The 17,904-nt window shown below is 36.8% G+C and carries 17 protein-coding genes and 1 riboswitch; all 17 genes read right to left on the reverse strand.

The features are described from left to right. Positions 1 to 198 precede the first annotated feature (198 nt). Positions 199 to 2,910: a cation-translocating P-type ATPase gene (locus tag ACYQ3D_RS03950; RefSeq protein ID WP_459836462.1), complete on the reverse strand. Its 2,712-nt coding sequence runs from the start codon at positions 2,908 to 2,910 to the stop codon at positions 199 to 201. Positions 2,911 to 3,200: 290 nt separating this feature from the next. Then, positions 3,201 to 3,332 (reverse strand): hypothetical protein, encoded by a 132-nt coding sequence (locus ACYQ3D_RS03955; protein WP_459836464.1) that lies wholly within the window; start codon positions 3,330 to 3,332, stop codon positions 3,201 to 3,203. 80 nt (positions 3,333 to 3,412) lie between these two features. Next, positions 3,413 to 3,688, reverse strand: coding sequence for a hypothetical protein (locus tag ACYQ3D_RS03960; protein WP_459836466.1), 276 nt, complete (start codon positions 3,686 to 3,688; stop codon positions 3,413 to 3,415). A gap of 103 nt (positions 3,689 to 3,791) precedes the next feature. Then, positions 3,792 to 4,532, reverse strand: a complete 741-nt coding sequence (locus ACYQ3D_RS03965) for a tetratricopeptide repeat protein (protein ID WP_459836469.1) — start codon at positions 4,530 to 4,532, stop codon at positions 3,792 to 3,794. Positions 4,533 to 4,753: 221 nt separating this feature from the next. Further along, on the reverse strand, positions 4,754 to 5,860 hold the full coding sequence (gene ltrA, locus ACYQ3D_RS03970) for a group II intron reverse transcriptase/maturase (protein ID WP_459835761.1): 1,107 nt from the start codon (positions 5,858 to 5,860) through the stop codon (positions 4,754 to 4,756). An 839-nt stretch (positions 5,861 to 6,699) separates the two neighbouring features. Further along, a complete protein-coding gene (locus ACYQ3D_RS03975; protein ID WP_459836471.1) occupies positions 6,700 to 8,364 on the reverse strand; it encodes a ribonuclease J in 1,665 nt (554 codons plus the stop codon). A gap of 144 nt (positions 8,365 to 8,508) precedes the next feature. After that, positions 8,509 to 9,387 (reverse strand): 4-hydroxy-tetrahydrodipicolinate synthase, encoded by an 879-nt coding sequence (gene dapA, locus ACYQ3D_RS03980; protein WP_459836473.1) that lies wholly within the window; start codon positions 9,385 to 9,387, stop codon positions 8,509 to 8,511. Positions 9,388 to 9,405: 18 nt separating this feature from the next. Beyond that, positions 9,406 to 10,626: an aspartate kinase gene (gene dapG, locus ACYQ3D_RS03985; RefSeq protein WP_459836475.1), complete on the reverse strand. Its 1,221-nt coding sequence runs from the start codon at positions 10,624 to 10,626 to the stop codon at positions 9,406 to 9,408. A gap of 9 nt (positions 10,627 to 10,635) precedes the next feature. Next, positions 10,636 to 11,643, reverse strand: coding sequence for an aspartate-semialdehyde dehydrogenase (locus tag ACYQ3D_RS03990; RefSeq protein ID WP_459836477.1), 1,008 nt, complete (start codon positions 11,641 to 11,643; stop codon positions 10,636 to 10,638). 133 nt (positions 11,644 to 11,776) lie between these two features. After that, positions 11,777 to 12,370 carry a dipicolinate synthase subunit B gene (locus ACYQ3D_RS03995; RefSeq protein WP_459836479.1) on the reverse strand — a complete coding sequence of 198 codons (594 nt, stop codon included), beginning with the start codon at positions 12,368 to 12,370 and terminating at the stop codon, positions 11,777 to 11,779. Positions 12,371 to 12,450: 80 nt separating this feature from the next. Beyond that, positions 12,451 to 13,332, reverse strand: a complete 882-nt coding sequence (gene dpsA / locus ACYQ3D_RS04000; protein WP_459836481.1) for a dipicolinate synthase subunit DpsA — start codon at positions 13,330 to 13,332, stop codon at positions 12,451 to 12,453. A 73-nt stretch (positions 13,333 to 13,405) separates the two neighbouring features. Then, entirely contained in the window at positions 13,406 to 14,200 is a 795-nt protein-coding gene (gene dapB, locus ACYQ3D_RS04005) for a 4-hydroxy-tetrahydrodipicolinate reductase (RefSeq protein WP_459836485.1), read from the reverse strand. A gap of 97 nt (positions 14,201 to 14,297) precedes the next feature. Further along, positions 14,298 to 14,464: riboswitch (Lysine riboswitch) on the reverse strand. A gap of 90 nt (positions 14,465 to 14,554) precedes the next feature. Beyond that, the gene (locus tag ACYQ3D_RS04010) at positions 14,555 to 14,794 is read right to left on the reverse strand and encodes a YlmC/YmxH family sporulation protein (RefSeq protein WP_459836487.1); all 240 of its coding nucleotides are present in this window, start codon (positions 14,792 to 14,794) and stop codon (positions 14,555 to 14,557) included. Positions 14,795 to 14,832: 38 nt separating this feature from the next. Then, positions 14,833 to 15,267 carry a dUTP diphosphatase gene (gene dut / locus ACYQ3D_RS04015; protein ID WP_459836489.1) on the reverse strand — a complete coding sequence of 145 codons (435 nt, stop codon included), beginning with the start codon at positions 15,265 to 15,267 and terminating at the stop codon, positions 14,833 to 14,835. A gap of 56 nt (positions 15,268 to 15,323) precedes the next feature. Next, positions 15,324 to 16,217: a VanW family protein gene (locus ACYQ3D_RS04020; protein WP_459836492.1), complete on the reverse strand. Its 894-nt coding sequence runs from the start codon at positions 16,215 to 16,217 to the stop codon at positions 15,324 to 15,326. A 7-nt stretch (positions 16,218 to 16,224) separates the two neighbouring features. Further along, positions 16,225 to 16,962 (reverse strand): polysaccharide deacetylase family protein, encoded by a 738-nt coding sequence (locus ACYQ3D_RS04025; RefSeq protein WP_459836494.1) that lies wholly within the window; start codon positions 16,960 to 16,962, stop codon positions 16,225 to 16,227. Positions 16,963 to 16,971: 9 nt separating this feature from the next. Next, the gene (locus ACYQ3D_RS04030) at positions 16,972 to 17,742 is read right to left on the reverse strand and encodes a polysaccharide deacetylase family protein (RefSeq protein ID WP_459836497.1); all 771 of its coding nucleotides are present in this window, start codon (positions 17,740 to 17,742) and stop codon (positions 16,972 to 16,974) included. Positions 17,743 to 17,904 lie beyond the last annotated feature (162 nt).

Raw genomic sequence — 17,904 nt, forward strand, 5'->3', positions numbered from 1 at the left:
ATCAACAACATTTTTTTGTAGTAGACATTATTTAGTATGAAGTAAAGATAAATTTATATACACAATTAAAAAAAATCAGCTAATAACTGGCCTTAATCTTCTTCAATAAATACCTAATTTTGGGTACAACTCTTACTACAATACATTTTATCAAGTTGATTTAAAATTAAAAAACGCCCAGGACAACCTGGACGATGATTATTCTCTAGCTAAAAGAAAATTAATACTTTGGATTACCATAACTGGCAGTACTGAACCAATTAAAACCAATAACCACATCTCAAAATCAAGTGGAGCTGTATCTAAAATCTGTTGTAAAAAAGGCAGATAGACAGCTAGTAACTGTAACAAAATAGTTAAAGCAATTGCGCCCCATAAATAAGGATTGGCAAATAAGGTGGCATCAAAACCAGTCCCTTGTTTACGACGAGCATTAAATACATGGAATAATTGTACTAAAGCAAGGGTTACAAATCCAATAGTTCTACTAACTGGTAATGCCAAATCTAAGTTAAGTGCATATAAATAAGTTGCTAAAGGTCCTAAAGAAATAATTAATCCGTGCAATCCTATTTTTTGCTTAAAATCAGCTGTTAAAATAGATTCTCCTGGATCTCGAGGAGGATTAGTCATTACCCCTTCTTCCGGTGTCTCCCAGGCTAATACAAGAGCCGGAAAAACATCGGTAACAAGATTTAACCACAGAATTTGTAAGGCAAGTAACGGCATAGGAATCTGAAGTAAAATCCCTAATAAAATAAATAGAATTTCACTTAAGTTACAGGAGAAAAGAAAATAAATGAATTTTTTAATATTATCAAAGATAACCCGCCCTTGTTTAACTGCCTTAACAATAGTAGCAAAGTTATCATCTAGTAATACCATATCAGCTGCTTCCTTAGCTACTGCTGTGCCGCGTTGGCCCATAGCTACCCCAATATCAGCTTTTTTTAAAGCTGGAGCATCATTGACTCCATCACCTGTCATAGCTGTAATCTGATCCTCTTCATTTAAGGCATCCACAATATCCAATTTATTCTCAGGTGATACCCGAGCAAAGACTGAATTTATCTTAACTTGCTCTGCTAACTCTGCTGTAGATGATTCCTCAATCTGCTGACCGCTTATCACTTCTTCTTGACTAGTAATTCCAACTTGTTCCCCAATTGCCTGAGCAGTATCACTTTGATCACCAGTAATCATAATCGGTCTAATGCCTGCCTCCTGAGCTTCACTAATTGCTCCTTGTACATCAGGTCGAGGTGGATCCACCATTCCTGCAAATCCTAAAAAGACAAGTCCAGACTGGAGAGTGGATTCTAATTTACTATCTTGTTCATTCCGTTGGTAGGCAACAGCTAATACTCGCAATCCCTTCTGGGCCAACTTCTGGTTCTGCTCCTTTAATTGTTGTAACTTTGTCTCTGCTAACTCCTCTGTCCCAGCAGCAGTATCAATCCGATCACACAGATCAAGAATTACTCCCGGAGCTCCTTTAACAATAGTTAAATTATCTTCCTCTGGTGTCTGATAGGCTACTGCCATATACTTCTCCTCTGAGCTAAAGGGAACTTCTTCTAGCTTTTCATAACCTGTTTCCTGTTCTAACTGTTGACGCTGAAAACCAGCCTTCTGGGCTGCTGTTACTAAAGCTCCTTCAGTAGGATCACCTACCACACTCCAGAGGGAGTCTTCTTCGTTAATAACTGCATTACTGCATAAAGTAGCCGACTTTAAGAATAAAGACAACCTAGCATCTGATTGGGGATCAATAGTCTCCTGGTCTACTTCAAATTCTCCTTCCGGTTGATAACCAGTCCCAGTCACAGTAACTAACTTATCTGCCAGATAGATCGTTTTGACTGTCATTTGATTTTCGGTTAAAGTTCCTGTCTTATCGGTACAAATTACCGTTGTCGAACCTAGAGTTTCTACTGCCGGCAACTTTTTAACTAATGCATTATACTGGGCCATCTTCTTCATTCCAATTGCTAAAGCAATTGTGGCAACAGCAGGCAAACCTTCTGGGACAGCTGCAATAGCCAAAGCGATCCCTGTCTTAACCATTTCGACAACTTCTCGACCAATAAAGATACCAACTACTGACACTAAAGCAGCAATAATTAAAGTTAATACAATCAAAGATTTACCCATCTGGTCCAGTCTCTTCTCGAGAGGTGTCTCCTCTGATTCAGTCTCCTGGAGTAGATTACTAATTTGGCCCATTTCTGTATCAGTACCAGTCCCAGTCACAACTGCCATACCATTGCCCCGAGTTACTGCTGTCCCCATAAAGACCATATTGCTTCTTTCTGCTAGTGGAGTTTCAGCTGCTAATTTTTCTACCTGTTTGGTTACTGCTTCTGATTCTCCAGTTAAGGCTGCTTCAGCTATGGATAGATTATCAGCAGTAACCAATCTTCCATCAGCAGTAATTCTATCTCCTTCCTCTAAGACTAACAGATCACCTGGTACTACCTGATCAGCTTCAATTTCTGTTAAACTACCATCCCGAATCACCTTAGCTTTAGTCGTTACCATCTCTTTTAAGGCAGCAACAGATTTTTCAGCTTTATACTCTGTTACAAATCCAAAGATAGCATTTAAAATAATAACTGCTAAAACTGCTACTGCCTCAATAACATCTCCAATAACAAAAGAAATTCCAGCAGCTACTAACAATAAAATTACAATAATATTTTTAAACTGTTCAATTAGTATCTCCCCTATAGAGATACCTGCTTCCTCTTTTAGTTGATTAGGGCCATAGTCTTCTAGCCTCTTTTTAGCTTGGCTAGCGGATAATCCTGCTTCCTCGTCTGTCTCAAACTCAGTAATAATCTCCTGCATAGATTGTTGATAAACGGTTATAGACTCTTGTTTATCTTCCTCAGAATCGATATAGATCACTCCTCCCTTCTTCCAACCAACTATTTTCATTTTTAGTATAAGAAGGTTTCATCTTTTTATACATTAGTTTATCATTATCCTGTTACTTAGATTAAAACTATATTCTAATCATTTGTGGTAAATTTATGAATAAAAATATAAATAAAAAAAGAATCCTAATCTAATTTTAGCTAGACTAGGATTCTAATACAAGATGATATATTCAGTTATATTAGCAAAATTTATTATATTACTACTTCTTTTCCAGTTTAGCATAAGCATCATGCGGATGAATTGACTAAAGATTTGCTCTATAATATCTTATCTGTAGCCTCTTTTTCTAACTCTCCTTCTACATTATCTTGTTCCTTCATCTGGAGTCGATTGATAAAGATTTGTCTTTCAGCCATTCTATCTTTAACTCCTGTTAGATCTAGTTTCATATCACTCCCTCCTTCTTACAATTTATTGTACCCGATTTAAATCGAAAATATAAAAAAACCGCCTTTAAAAGGCGGTTAAATCATTGCTTATAAGACATCATCTGTAATTTTCCTTTTACGGAACGGATGAAATTTTTTTCTATATGATTACCACAACCATCCTCTAAATTTTCCTCTATATAAGTTAACATTCCTTCCGGCGAATCTTTCCAGGTTACCTCACTATAGGAAGAATCATGATTATAATTCCCTATCCCATACTGATTACCAGCCCGCAATAAAGCATAACTATTATTGCTATCATCGGCAGCAGTAATCTCTAATAATAATTCATAATCCCAACCATCATCCCTCATAACTATCCCTCCTCACTTTTATTATACTATATGTGTGAAAAACTTAACAAGTGTTAATTTAAAAAAAGAAATACCTAATATCTTGAGCACTCCTTTCTTAATTCTATTTAGTTAATAAATCAGTTACCCGATTTAAATTAACTTCTGCTTTTTGATAATTAGAATCAAGCTCTAACGCCTGCTGATAGGCCGACTTAGCTTCTTTTAACTGATCAGTATTCTCATAGGCAATACCTAAATTATTATATAGATAAGGTAGCTGCACATCTGCTTGGGCTCCCTGCTGTAAAATATCAATTGCTTTCTGATACTCTCCTACTTGCAGATAAACAAAACCTAAATTATTAATAGCATAATAATTTTGCTCACTCTGCTTAACTGCCTGCTGATAATTCTTAATAGCTGACTTATATTTTTCTTGTTTCATATATACTCTACCTAATACATTATAAGCGCTATCTGCCTCAGGTTTAAGCTCAATTCCCTGCTCTAAAATTTCTCTAGCTTGCTCCAACGAATCTTGCGCTAAATAAACCCGACCTAAATTAACTGCTCCTCTATAATGTTGGGGATTGATTTGATGAGCCTTTTCCAATTGAGTCTGAGCAAAATCAAACTCATCTAATCTCATATAGCTTAATCCTAATACATAATGCGGATAAAAAAGACTAGAATCTTCAGATATAGATTCTATTAGTTGAGAAATTGCTTGTTGATAGTTACCAGCTCTATAATCCTGTAGTCCTGCTTTATATTTTTCCCTAGCTACTTGAGAACTAGCCCAACTAATAGTGCTAAATAATAAGATTGTTAATACTAATAAGACTAACACCTTTTTTCTCATTTCCATCAACTCCTATCGTTAGGTATTTATAGTCTATGTATAATTTCTATTTTAATAATCTATTCCCTCCAAAAAAATAAAGTAGGACCAGCTTCACAGCTGGGACCCCTTATCAAACTGCACGAACGGTTTTCCCGTATACAGCTTTCGGTTATTGGTGCTCCATATCAGAGAGTAAGTCAGCGACTCTATGTTACCATAGATGTATATTTCACTCTCGATTACAGCACATCAGTAAGCAGTGAATCTAGTCCTTCTTCTCTTAAAAACTTATTCGATAAGCGATAATTCTGATGAATTATCGCTTTCTTTCCTTCTATGAAAGAACGTATTCTCATTCTTATCCATTTATCTAATTTCCTATATAATGTTTTGATATTGCCTATTTTAAAGTAATGTCCCCAGCCTTTTAGTACTAAATTTAACTCATCAATTATTATTTCCAATTTCTGAGGTCTATTTCTTCTAGTTATATCTCTTATTCTATCTTTAAAGTTATTTATTGCTCTATCTCTTGGACTTTTATAATACCAATGATGAAATCTAAATCCTAGAAATTTAAACCCATCATAAAAGTTTGTTATCACTGTCTTCTCAGGATGGAGTTTTAATTTTAATTCATTTTCTATTATCTGACGAGTTACTTGTAATGCTCTTTTGGCTTTATCTTTACTTTTGGTCAATACTACAAAATCATCAGCGAAGCGAACTAGTTTATATCCCCTTCGAGTCATCTTCTTATCAAAGTAATGTAAATAGATATTAGCTAATAAAGGAGAGATCACACCTCCTTGAGGTGTTCCTTCTTTAGTCTCTTTTCTTCCTTCTTCGGTCATGACTCCTGCAGTTAGCCACGATCTAATTAAGTCTAATACCCATCCATCACTTATATATTCTACTATAAAATCCATTAATAAATCATGGTTTATAGTATCAAAATAAGATTTTATATCTGCATCTACTACCCAATCGTAACCTTGCTGTTTATATTCTTCTATTTTCTCTATTGCATCATGGGTTGATCTGTTAGGTCTGAATCCAAAAGAACATTCACAAAACAATCTCTCAAAGTATATTTCTAAGATTTGTTTGACTGCTTGTTGGGCAATCCTATCTTTAATTACTGGAATCCCTAGTGGTCTCTTTTCTCCATTTTCTTTTGAGATATACGTTCTTAGTACTGGTCGTGGCTCATATCTATCCTCTCTTAACTGCCTATATAATTCTTGCATATTCAGTTTATAGTTATTTCTATATTCATTGATACTTACATTATCAATTCCACCACAACCACCATTAGCCAGCACTTTTTGTCCTGCCTTATGCATTCGCCATTTATCTGTGATTAAATCTTTCAGACTGTATAAGGTTCGAAAATTTTTTTCACCTATCCTAATTTCACTACTTACCAGTTCTTTCTTTCCTGTCTCGATATCTTAACCCTTATCTTCATAGTACTCCTAAGCACGTCTTTAGGCTCTCACCAATCGCACCTCTTAGTTCACTACTACTTAAGTCATGGTATTCCCTAAATTCATCATATTTTCAGTTATTATTTCCTGTCTATATTTCTTTTAGAGCTCACTATCTTTAATAGCGTCTAAACCATTCTTATTAAGATATCATTGACAGTCTATTCTTAACTTCAATAACCTGACTATCCTTCACTGTAATCAACTTTCATTGATTTTTTTCGCTACTATGATAGCTTCTGAACTCTAATATATCCTCACTCTGGCTTTCCCATTTTAGGTTATACCATCATTTATCTCTATAGATTTCTATACAGAACTATATTAGAGACTCCTCTGGTCAATTACGAAAACTATTATAGCCATCCCAACCATAATCACACCTAGTAATTCGACATGGACACTCTCGTTATCTCGCTTTTTATCCAGAGCCACCTGCATCCCCCAAGTCGACATTGGACTTCTTCATTTTTATGGTGAATCGCCACTACTAAATGCCACCGACGGTTCACATATTGTTTTAGGCTGACTATTCACCTCAAACTCTTCAGATTCTATCTCACGATAGACACCCTGTTACTATTGGTTTCACACACCGATACGACGAAAACAGCATGGATAGAATTCTCATCTACTATTTTCATAATCTACAGAGCACACATAAAAATTAGGGTGGTTTAAACCACCCTAATAAATTAAACTTCCATAATAATAGGCATAATCATTGGGTTTCTTTTAGTTCGTCTATAAAGATAACCATCTAAGGCATCTCTAATTTCAGATTTAAGAACAGACCATTCTGTAATCTGCTTTTCTTCACACTTACCTAATGCCTTTTCTACTCGCTTAGTTGCATCATTAATTAAGTCTTCTGAACCTCTGACATAAACAAAACCACGAGTAATAATATCTGGACCTGCTACTACTTGTCCTTTACCATTAATAGTAACTACCACCATTAAAATTCCATCTTCAGATAACATTCTTCTATCACGTAAAACAACACTACCCACATCTCCTACACCTGATCCATCTACTAAAATTCTACCAGCTTGAACAGTACCTTGCGTATAACCTTTTTCTCCAGTCAGTACTATTCTATCTCCTAAATCAGGCAAGAAAATATTTTCTTGCGCAACTCCTATCTCTTTAGCTAAATTAGCATGTAAGTGTAAATGTCTATACTCACCATGAACAGGGAAGAAATATTGAGGCCGAGTTAAATTTAACATTAATTTTAGTTCTTCTCGACTAGCGTGACCAGATACATGAACTCCCGATACTGCCTCATAAATCACTTCTGCTCCTTGTTGGAATAGCTGATTAATCGTCTGACCAACAGCTTTGACATTCCCTGGAATAGCAGTCGCAGAAACTACTACTGTATCTCCGTCCTTCACATTTATCTTATGGTCCCCTCTAGACATCCGAGTTAAAGCTGCTCTAGGTTCACCTTGACTACCAGTTATTAATAAAACTGTTTTCTCAGGTGGTAACTTGCTAATTTCTCTTGTATCCAACAGTAAATGATCTGGAATATCAAAATAACCTAACTCTCTACCGATCTTTACATTATTTAGCATGCTCCGACCACTAAGAGCTACCTTACGGTTATGCTTAACCGCCATATCAAAAACCTGCTGGATCCGATGGAAATTAGAAGCAAAACTAGCTACTATAATCTTTTGATCGGCTCCTTTAAAAGCTTTATCTAATGTCTGTCCTACTTCCTTTTCCGAGTGAGTAAATCCTTCTCGTTCTACATTAGTACTATCAGAGAATAAAGCTAATACTCCCTTCTTCCCTAATTCAGCAAATTTATGAATATCCGTCATTTTTTCATTAATTGGAGTTTGGTCAAACTTGAAATCACTAGCGTATACAATTGCTCCTAAAGGAGTATGAATTGCTAATGCACAAGCATCAGCAATACTGTGGTTCACCCGAATAAAATCAACTTTAAAAGAACCAATCTGAGCTGTACCACCAGGATTAACCTCTGTTAAATGAGATCTCGAAAGCAGATTATGTGATTTTAGCTTCTCCCGTAATAATCCTAAAGTTAATTTTGTTCCATAAATAGGAACATTTAATTTTTTAAGAATAAAAGGTAAAGCTCCAATATGGTCTTCATGACCATGAGTTAAAACAATTCCCTTCACCCGTTCTCTATTCCTCAGCAAATAAGAGATATCAGCAATTACTAAATCTACCCCGTGTAGGTCTTCTTCAGGAAACTTTATTCCCGCATCTATTACCAAAATTTCATCATTCTTTTCCACTAACATCATATTCTTCCCAATCTCTCCGACTCCGCCTAGTGGAATAATCGAAACCGAATCATTATTTATTTGTGACATTTACTAAAACCTCCGTCTAATAATCTGATATTTTTTCCTTTTTTAAAATTATCCGCAATCAACTCTATTTTATATTATAAATGATTTCACTGATAAATACAAGATAAGATTATAGTAATAAAAAAAGCTACCATAACTGGTAGCCTACACTAAATCATAACTAGTTAATATTTGTTTAAGTTCTGATTCTTGCTGAGTAGGCAATTCAACTAATGGTGCTCGCAAACCTCCTACTGTAGGGCCAACTAAATTTAGTGCTTTCTTAACTGGAATCGGATTAGTAGTCATAAATAAGCCAGCAAATAAATCAGCTAACTCTTTATTTTTAGCAGCGGCTAAATCTATCTCTCCTGCTTTATAGGCCGTAATCATTTCTTTAATTTCCTCTCCTACCAAATGAGAAGCTACACTAATAACTCCTGTACCCCCAACTGATAAGATAGGTAACGTTAAACTATCATCACCACTGTAAATCATAAACTTATCATCTGTTAGAGCATTAATCTTAGTTGCTTGCTCTACACTGCCACTAGCTTCTTTAACAGCTACAATATTATCCACCTTAGATAACTTAGCAATAGTACTTGGTTCTAAATTTCTACCTGTTCGGCTAGGTACATTATATAAAATAATAGGCAACTCAGTAGCTGATGCTACCTGTTTAAAATGATTCTCTAGACCAGCTTGAGGTGGTTTATTATAATAAGGAGTGACTAACATAACTCCATCCACTCCAGTTTCTTCTGCTTGAGTAGTAAACTCAATACTTTTATAAGTTGCATAAGAACCAGTTCCTGCTACAATAGTTGTTTCCTCTCCTACTTCAGCAACAATGACTTCTAATAACTTTAATTTTTCTTCTTGGGATAAAACAGGTACTTCACCAGTTGTACCTAAGACTAACAGACCATCTGAACCATTATTAATTAAATAGCGGGCCAACTTAGCTGCTTGCTCATAATCCACTTCTAAATTATCATCAAAAGGCGTTACCATTGCTGTTAAGACTTCTCCAAACTCCATTCCTAGCCACCTCCAGAGTTAATTGCCTAACTTAAAGTAATCATGTAAAGCGCACAAACTATCCTCTTCATCCTCGTCTTTAATCAAACAAGAAATAGTAGTATGTGAATCAGTCGTTTGATAGATAGAAACCCCATTATCAGTTAAGGCCTCTACTACTCGAGCCATAATCCCTGGAATACCAGTCATTCCTGCTCCCACTACTGATACCTTATTAAAATCAGTGAAAATTTCATAATTATAACCTTCAGCATCCAATAACTCACTAGCCTGTTCTGCTAAATTTTCATTAATCATAAAACTGATTAAATCAGCCCGAACATTAATAAAATCAACACTTATATCAGCCTGAGCCAACGTTCTAAAGCAACCTAAAGTAGCCGTGACCTCTTGCTGAGCTCTAGGATAAATCTTAACTAGTATCAAATTACTCCGACTTGTGATCCCAGTTACTGGTTTATCTCCTTTAATCTCTATCTGTTGTTGTTCAAAAACATTAGAGATCACCGTTCCTTCAGCTTCACTAAAAGTAGATTGAATAATCACTGGCACCCGCTCTCGTTTAGCAATTTCAGCTGCCCGAGGATGGATTACTCTAGCACCTTGGTAAGCTAGCTCACAGACTTCATCATAGGTTACATGTTTTAAAGTTTTAGCATTTGGTACAATCCTTGGATCAGCTGTCATGACTCCTTCTACATCAGTATAAATCTCTACCATTTCCGCATGTAAAGCAGCACCTAAAGCACAAGCTGTTGTATCAGAACCGCCTCTACCTAAGGTAGTAATTTCTCCTGTTTCTGATACCCCTTGAAACCCTGCTACTACAGGAATTTTACCCTCATCTACCACTTCTAAGATGCGTTCAGTTTGAACCTCTTTTATTTTAGCATTCCCAAATTCTTCATCGGTAATAATTCCAGCCTGGGCACCAGTTAATGGTTCAGCCTCATAACCTCTAGCCTTAAGTGCCTGAGTAATAACTGCTGTGGAAATAACCTCGCCACAGGACATCAATAAATCCTTAGCTCTAGGATCTAATTGCTCATGAACATCTTGGACAAAGTTAAGCAGAGTATCTGTAGCATAAGGCGCTCCTTCTCTACCAATAGCAGAAACAACAAGAACAGGTTGCGAACCTTGGTTAATACAGTCTAATATTTTATCAAGCACCTGTTCTCGTCTCTCTGCAGTTGCTACTGAACTACCACCAAACTTCTGGATTACTATGTCACGCATTCAGTCACCTCACTTCTTTGCCAGCAACCTCTCAGCAATCTGAATCGTATTTAAAGCTGCTCCTTTCCGCAGATTATTAGCCACAATCCACAGATTTAAGCCACAATCAATAGTATGGTCCTCGCGAATCCGCCCTACTAGTACATCATCAGTTGTAGTAGCTGCACTCTGAAGAGGATAAGTTAACTCCTGGGGATCATCTTCCACTCTAACTCCTTCTGTAGCAGCCAATAACTCTTTAACTTCCTCACCTGTTAATTTATCATTTGTTTCAATATTTACTGATTCAGCGTGACCATACAGCACTGGTACTCTAGCAGCTGTAGCAGTAACTTTAATATCGCTATCATTCATAATTTTTTGGGTTTCATTAACCATTTTCATTTCCTCTTTAGTATAGCCATCATCATAAAAAATATCAATATGCGGTAAAACATTAAAGGCTATCTGATGAGGATAAATCTCGGACTCAACTTCCTCTTCATTTAATACCTGCTTACTCTGCTCCCATAATTCATCCATAGCATCCTTACCAGTCCCTGACACAGCTTGGTAAGTAGAAACAACAATTCGCTCTATGCCTGCTGCCTCATGAATTGGCTTTAGTGGAGCTACCATTTGAATAGTAGAACAATTAGGATTAGCAATAATTCCTTGGTGTTCAAAAATAGCTTCGGGATTAACTTCTGGTACTACTAGTGGCACCTGATCATCCATCCGATAGGCGCTACTATTATCTACTACTACTGCCCCACGCTCCACAGCCTCGGGAGCAAGTTGCTTACTAGCACCTGAACCAGCACTGAATAAAGCTATATCAACTCCTGTAAAAGAATCAGGTGTAGTCTCCTCTACTACATACTCTTCTCCTTGACAAGTCATCACTGTTCCCGCAGATCTTTCTGTCGCCAATAACTTCAGATCAGCAAAAGGAAAATCTCTTTCTTCTAAAATACTAACCATTTCCCGACCAACTGCTCCAGTGGCACCTACTACCGCTACATTTACCTTCTTCATACTCACTACCTCCTGAATTAGTGTATAGTTTACAGTTCACAGTGTACAATTGACAGTCAAGTTCACAACATTTATTATTAGGGTTTAATTAGATTTAACTGTAAACTGTAAATTGTAAACTGTCAATTGCTTTTTAAATCCCTTTATACTCAATCAACACTGGTTCCAACTGCTTCCCATCTAAAGCATACTTAGTAGTATCAACAATCAATTCCATTCTAGCTACTAATGAATTAGGTTTATCAGTCGGATTATCCTGACCAAAAGGTACAAAATAAATATGGGGCGTACTTAAGACTAAACCTAAATTTTGAGCATTATTGCCTAAAGCATCATTAGTAGCAATAGCCAAGACAACAGGCCGACTATTTCTTAGTTGGGCTTTTACTGCCATAGTAACTGTTGTATCAGTAATTCCATTAGCAATCTTAGCTGTAGTATTTCCTGTACAAGGAGCAACAACCAATAAATCCAATAGTCCTTGCGGGCCAATAGGTTCTGCTTCTAGAATTGTAGTTATTGGTTCGTGACCAGTTATCTCAACTATCTGTTCTCTCCATTCTTCACTAGTTCCAAATCTAGTATCATGCTGTTGGACTGCTTCTGATAAGATAGGATATACAGTAGCCCCTTGCTCTACCAATTTTTCTAGAGCGGGAATAACTTTAGCTAATGTACAATGCGAACCAGTTAAAGCAAAACCAATAGTTTTATCTGCAACCTCCACAGACAAGCACCTCCCTAATTTAGTGTATAGTTGAGAATTGACAGTTGATAGTTAGAAACTCAAATCTAAACTACTCTCAACTATACACTATTAACTATAAGTCGAGGGATAACAGCACCTAATATCTCTCCAGCACTATCAGGAGCTACTTTACCAGGTAATCCTAAGGCTAATTCAGCTTGAATACCTAATTGTTCAGCAGCTGCAAAATCTGTCCCTCCTGGCGCAGAAGCCAAATCTATAATAAGGGTTTCTGAATCTACCTGCTCTAATACTGACTGCTCCAGCACCTCAACTGGTACTGTATTAAAGATAAAATCAGCTTTACTTATCTCAGCTGCTAAATCAGCAAAATCAACTGGAGTAAGGCCCATCTCTTTAGCTCGGGCTAAATCTTTATGTTTTCTTGCTACCCCAAAGGTAGTACTACCTAACCCCTGTAACATCCGCGCTAGGGTCAATCCTACTCTACCTAGTCCTAAAACAAAGGAATTATTGCCGTGTAAATTAATAGCTGACTCTCTAATTGCTAATTCAATCGCCCCTTCAGCAGTAGGTATAGCATTCAAAATAGCTACCTCATCTAAATCGGCTAATTCCACTAAGTTTAGCTGGTACTTAGCACACCAATTCTTGATCTGAGGGGTAGCAAACCCGATAAAGAATTTAGTACCTGGCTTTAATTGAGCAAAAAAATCTTCCTTTAATCTCACTTCCTGATTACTAAAGGTCTTCTTGATTTGGTGTTGCTGATCCACTCCAGTCATAGGAGCAATAACTGCAGCTAGATCTGGAGATAATTCTTGCAGAGAATCCACTATAGTAATCCCAGTTGGCTGAGTAGCCGGGTCACCTAGTACTTCTAGCTTAGCTCCTGTAGTATTTAAGATAGATAGTAACTTAAGTTCTCTCTGATCTCCACCTAGTAGAGCCAATTTCTTTCCTGTTAGATTATGACTCACTAGCTATCCCTCCTTTTCTTAACACCATTATATGTAACAAACTTCTAAGTAGTGCTTGTCTGGTTTAATTTTTTTATAAATCAAGTAAATTTTCTAATCCATAAACAACTCCCTCAACTGTAGAACACCGTCTGATAGCTAACTCAACTCCGGGCATAAAGGACTTCCGGTTAATAGAATCATGCTGGAGTTTGAATGTCTGACCTTCACCACCAAAGATAACTTCTTGGTGGGCTACTAAACCTGGCAACCGAACACTGTGAATATTAATTCCATCTTGTTGACCACCTCGAGCTCCTGTTAATTCCTCTATTTCTTCTATTGCTTGCTCTGTACTATCTAAGTTCTCATTAATCAACTCTGCTGTCTTAAGTGCTGTTCCTGAAGGAGCATCTAATTTATTATTATGATGAAGTTCAATAATCTCTACATCATCCATAAACTTAGCTGCTTGCTGGGCAAAATTCATCATCAGGACAGCTCCAATAGCAAAATTAGGAGCAATTACAACTGTATTAGCTCCTTGATTCAAGTCTTCAATCTGAGCTAAATCTACTTCAGTAATTCCAGTAGTCCCTACTACAATATCCACCCCTTGCTCTAAAGTAGTCTTAATCTGCTCCATTACTATCTGGGGAGTAGTAAAATCCACTACTACATCAGGGTTAACCTCTTTTAAAGTAGCTTCTAAATCCTCTCTAATCTTAACTGGTTCCTCCTCTAATCCTAATAATTGGTTGATATCCTGACCTACCTGAGATACATCTACGGCACCAACCAACTTAAAATCCTCTACTTCAGCTACCATCTCCACTACTGCTTGCCCCATTTTCCCATTAGCTCCCGAAACTAAAACTTTAGTTGCCACTTTATCACCTCTTTGATTGATTTAATTACCAGATTGAATAATTTAATTAGCAAATAACAAAAGCGATTGGTAGCTACCAATCGCTTCGCAATCGAAACGATAAGATAGCACTTCACTAGAAGTCTAGCGACAGTTTTGTATCTCTTAAATACAAACCCAGTTTAACTCTAATTATAATCAGAGTTAAACTTCGGCAATAACTCCTTTCATTATCCAAGTTAGCTCCAGATAACTACTGATAATTATTGCACCTCAATCTTACCCTTATTATTTACTTAGACTGTCTATTATATTGTCTAATATTTAATCGACTTTGTCAAGCCTAAAAGGATAAAAATGTTAGATCATTGCTAGCTACATCATCTCCAGAGGCAAGTCTACAATTATTATCTCCGTTCCTATTTTAACTATTGCATCCCAAGGGACCTCTAACTCCTCTCCTCGACTAAAAAAACCTCTTTGGATAGGTAATAAGATAGACTCTAAAGCACCTGTCTTGCTATCAAAGACTAATTCTGTCTCATTAATCAAACCTAACCGTTCTCCATTATGTAGATTTATAACTTCCTTTCCTTCTAACTCACTAAGTCTCATTTAACCACTCCTTTCTGACAGATTAGAGCTAAGAGACTTTAAACACCTGTATGTCCATAACCACCTGTTCCTCGTTGGGTAGCAGTTAAATCAGTTACTTCTTCCCATTCTACTCTTTCGTACTCTTCTATAATTAGCTGGGCTATCCTAGCACCCTGGTCTACTTGATAAGGCTCTGAACCATGATTAATCAAAACAACTCCTAGCTCTCCTCTATAAGCGGGATCAATAGTTCCTTCAGCATTTAAGACTGTAACTCCCTGGCGGAAAGCAAGTCCACTTCTAGGGCAGATCTTGCCCATATAACCACTAGGTATTTCTAAAGCTAGACCAGTTTTAAATAACTTATACTCTCCAGGCTGTAAAATTTTAGCTTCAATTGAGTGCAAATCAAGTCCCGCATCTTCCTGACTCCCGTGTTGATATTCTGGTAAAATAGCTGCTTCATCTAATTTTTTAATTTTAAGTTTCATTTAAATTCCTCCTTTAGATATTTTGAAGTTTACTTAGTCTTAATCATAAACTGAAGTTATTCAGTTTCCTGTAACTTCTTCTGGGCCAATTCCTCTTTTCCTGCTTTCTGACCTAAAATAACCACTTTTAATCTAACTCCTTGTAGCTGAGCTCGAATAATAACTGGACTAGCTAATTTATTCTTAAATTTAAGATCAAAATAATCCCAAGCTACAGTAGCATCTTGCCCTTCTGGCACATAGCCTACATCCCGAGAGTGGAAATGGCGCTCTATGATCTTAAGTTCATCAACTGCTGGTATAGCATTAAATAAAGTACTGGACACCTGGCAGATGCCACCTCCTACTCCTGTAGTCACCTGACCATCAATAATTTCTGGGCCTTCTTGAAAGCCATTCTCCTTAGTCCGCGGGCCAACTACTTGATTAAAAGAAAATACCTCTCCGGGAGCAACCAACTGATTATCAATCAGCTTAGTAGCTAATTTAATATTAGCCTTCCGACTTTGACTGCCAGTTACTATGGTGCTATAACTACTTAATTCATAGTTGATTTTTTCAATCTCTGCTGCTTTTAAATAAGGTTCTAGAGAATACATAACAGGTTCGATTTTACTGTCTGGCTTTGCTGTATAAATCCGATTCAAAGTAGCAGTAATATCCACTATCTGGCCCTTAACTGCTGGCTTTATCTTGCCTGTAGCAGCATCAAGCCGAGCCGGTAAGGGATAACTAGTCAACTGTGAAGTTTTATTATGAACTAAATCCTCCACTTCTACAGGAAGGTAACCACCTAAATTTTGATCTCTAAAATAAACATCCTCTTCTACTCCCCCAAAAAAACGAATTAAATTATCCACCTCAGCCACTAAAACAATTACTAAAGAAACAATTACTACAACAATAGCTAGTAAAATTAGTTTACGCCGTAGATTAGTTTGATATCCCATCTATATCCTACTCCAGCAGCTGCGAGACAGTTTCTAATTGATATCCTTGTTCCCGTAGTCTAGTAATTATCTGCGGCAGTGCTTTAACTGTTGGCTGAGTAGGATGCAGCAGTATAATTCCGCCTGGCTTAATCTTGTCTGTAACTCGTTGGATGATCACTTCTGGTTGGGGACGTTGCCAATCAATAGTATCCACACTCCACATAATGGTCTTATACCCTATTTCACTAGCTATCTTAGCTACTCTATCATCTACCTCACCATAAGGGGGAGCAAATAAATCAGTCTTATAATCTGCTATCTGTTGGATTAACTTCTGATTATCTAAAATCAAATCCTTTAACTCCTCTTTAGATAGTTGCTTAGGATGTAAATGTTCAAATCCATGGTTACCTAATTCATGGCCTCGCTGTTTAATTTCCTGGGTCAGTTCAGGATATTTCTCTACCCAGGTACCAACAAAAAAGAAGGTTGCCTTTACATCATATTCATCTAAGATATCAAGCAGTTCAGGAATGTACTCCTGACCCCAGGCTACATTAATAGTCAAACTGGCAACTTGTTGGTCAGTTGGCCCTTGGTAATAAGGCTCTACCTGCTGGCGAAAGACAGGTTGTTCTACTACTGACCCAGCGCTATCAAACTTAATCAAGCCGAAACTAACTAACATAATTACCCCAATCAACCCCCAGATCACCTGACGATTTAATGGTAAATAAAAAAATTGAATCTTATCTCGACTCATTTTTTCACCTCACCTAACCTTTTTTTGCAGTCCTGAATGAGGAACAACATAATAATCATCCTGATAGATTAACTCAGATACAGGAACAATCTCATATCCCCTCTCCTTAAGTTGAGGAATTAATTTAGCTAAAGCATCAGCTGTATGAGTGCCATTATTATGCATTAAAACAATACTTCCTGGTGCAGCATTTTCTAACACTCGATTAACAATAAAATCGGTACTAACATCCTTCCAGTCCAGAGAATCAATAGTCCACTGTACTACATGATAATCTAATTCATGAGCTACTTTAATTAACTGATTATCATACTCACCAAAGGGAGGTCTAAATAACGTTGGTTGTTGGCCAGTCAGCTTTTTAATTAATTCACTAGTTCTGGTTAATTCCTTTTTAATTTGCTGAGCACTCAACTTGGTCATATGAGGGTGTGTATAGCTGTGATTACCAATTTCATGACCATTAGCAACTATCTCCTGGACTAAATCCGGATATTCCTCTAACCAGTTGCCCCCAAAAAAGAAGGTCACATAGATATCATGCTTCCGAAAAATCTCTAATAATCTATGAGTATAATCAGCCCCCCACATGCCATCTAAAGTAATTGCTATTTTTTTCTCTGTAGTATCCACTTGATAAATCGGGGCCAACTTTTGGTCAGTTACTGGCAGAGTCTCTTGAAGAAAAGAACTATCAATTGCTATTCCTAACAAAAAGAAACTAACACTTAATATTACACATAAGATTAAGACATCTGATGTAGTCAATTCAATGCGCATACTGATTCCTCCTTCACCATCCCTTGCTATCTACTTATGTAACAGAGAGGTTAAATATCACCTCAAGCAATAAAATAAGTACTAGAAACATAATTTTAATTTAAGATAATATAATTAGTTATAAGACAATTACAATTTCAACTAAAAATAGATGGTCCATTT

The sequence above is a fragment of the Halanaerobaculum tunisiense genome (assembly GCF_054657635.1).

Excerpts from the sequence above, each read along its gene's own strand:
- ACYQ3D_RS03960 (WP_459836466.1), bottom strand. The coding sequence starts at position 3,688 with ATGAGGGATGATGGTTGGGATTATGAATTATTATTAGAGATTACTGCT.
- ACYQ3D_RS04030 (WP_459836497.1), bottom strand. The coding sequence starts at position 17,742 with ATGCGCATTGAATTGACTACATCAGATGTCTTAATCTTATGTGTAATA.
- dapG (WP_459836475.1), bottom strand. The coding sequence starts at position 10,626 with ATGCGTGACATAGTAATCCAGAAGTTTGGTGGTAGTTCAGTAGCAACT.
- ACYQ3D_RS03955 (WP_459836464.1), bottom strand. The coding sequence starts at position 3,332 with ATGAAACTAGATCTAACAGGAGTTAAAGATAGAATGGCTGAAAGACAA.
- ACYQ3D_RS04020 (WP_459836492.1), bottom strand. The coding sequence starts at position 16,217 with ATGGGATATCAAACTAATCTACGGCGTAAACTAATTTTACTAGCTATT.
- ACYQ3D_RS03990 (WP_459836477.1), bottom strand. The coding sequence starts at position 11,643 with ATGAAGAAGGTAAATGTAGCGGTAGTAGGTGCCACTGGAGCAGTTGGT.
- ltrA (WP_459835761.1), bottom strand. The coding sequence starts at position 5,860 with ATGCATAAGGCAGGACAAAAAGTGCTGGCTAATGGTGGTTGTGGTGGA.
- dut (WP_459836489.1), bottom strand. The coding sequence starts at position 15,267 with ATGAAACTTAAAATTAAAAAATTAGATGAAGCAGCTATTTTACCAGAA.
- dapA (WP_459836473.1), bottom strand. The coding sequence starts at position 9,387 with ATGGAGTTTGGAGAAGTCTTAACAGCAATGGTAACGCCTTTTGATGAT.
- ACYQ3D_RS03975 (WP_459836471.1), bottom strand. The coding sequence starts at position 8,364 with ATGTCACAAATAAATAATGATTCGGTTTCGATTATTCCACTAGGCGGA.
- ACYQ3D_RS04025 (WP_459836494.1), bottom strand. The coding sequence starts at position 16,962 with ATGAGTCGAGATAAGATTCAATTTTTTTATTTACCATTAAATCGTCAG.
- ACYQ3D_RS03965 (WP_459836469.1), bottom strand. The coding sequence starts at position 4,532 with ATGAGAAAAAAGGTGTTAGTCTTATTAGTATTAACAATCTTATTATTT.
- ACYQ3D_RS04010 (WP_459836487.1), bottom strand. The coding sequence starts at position 14,794 with ATGAGACTTAGTGAGTTAGAAGGAAAGGAAGTTATAAATCTACATAAT.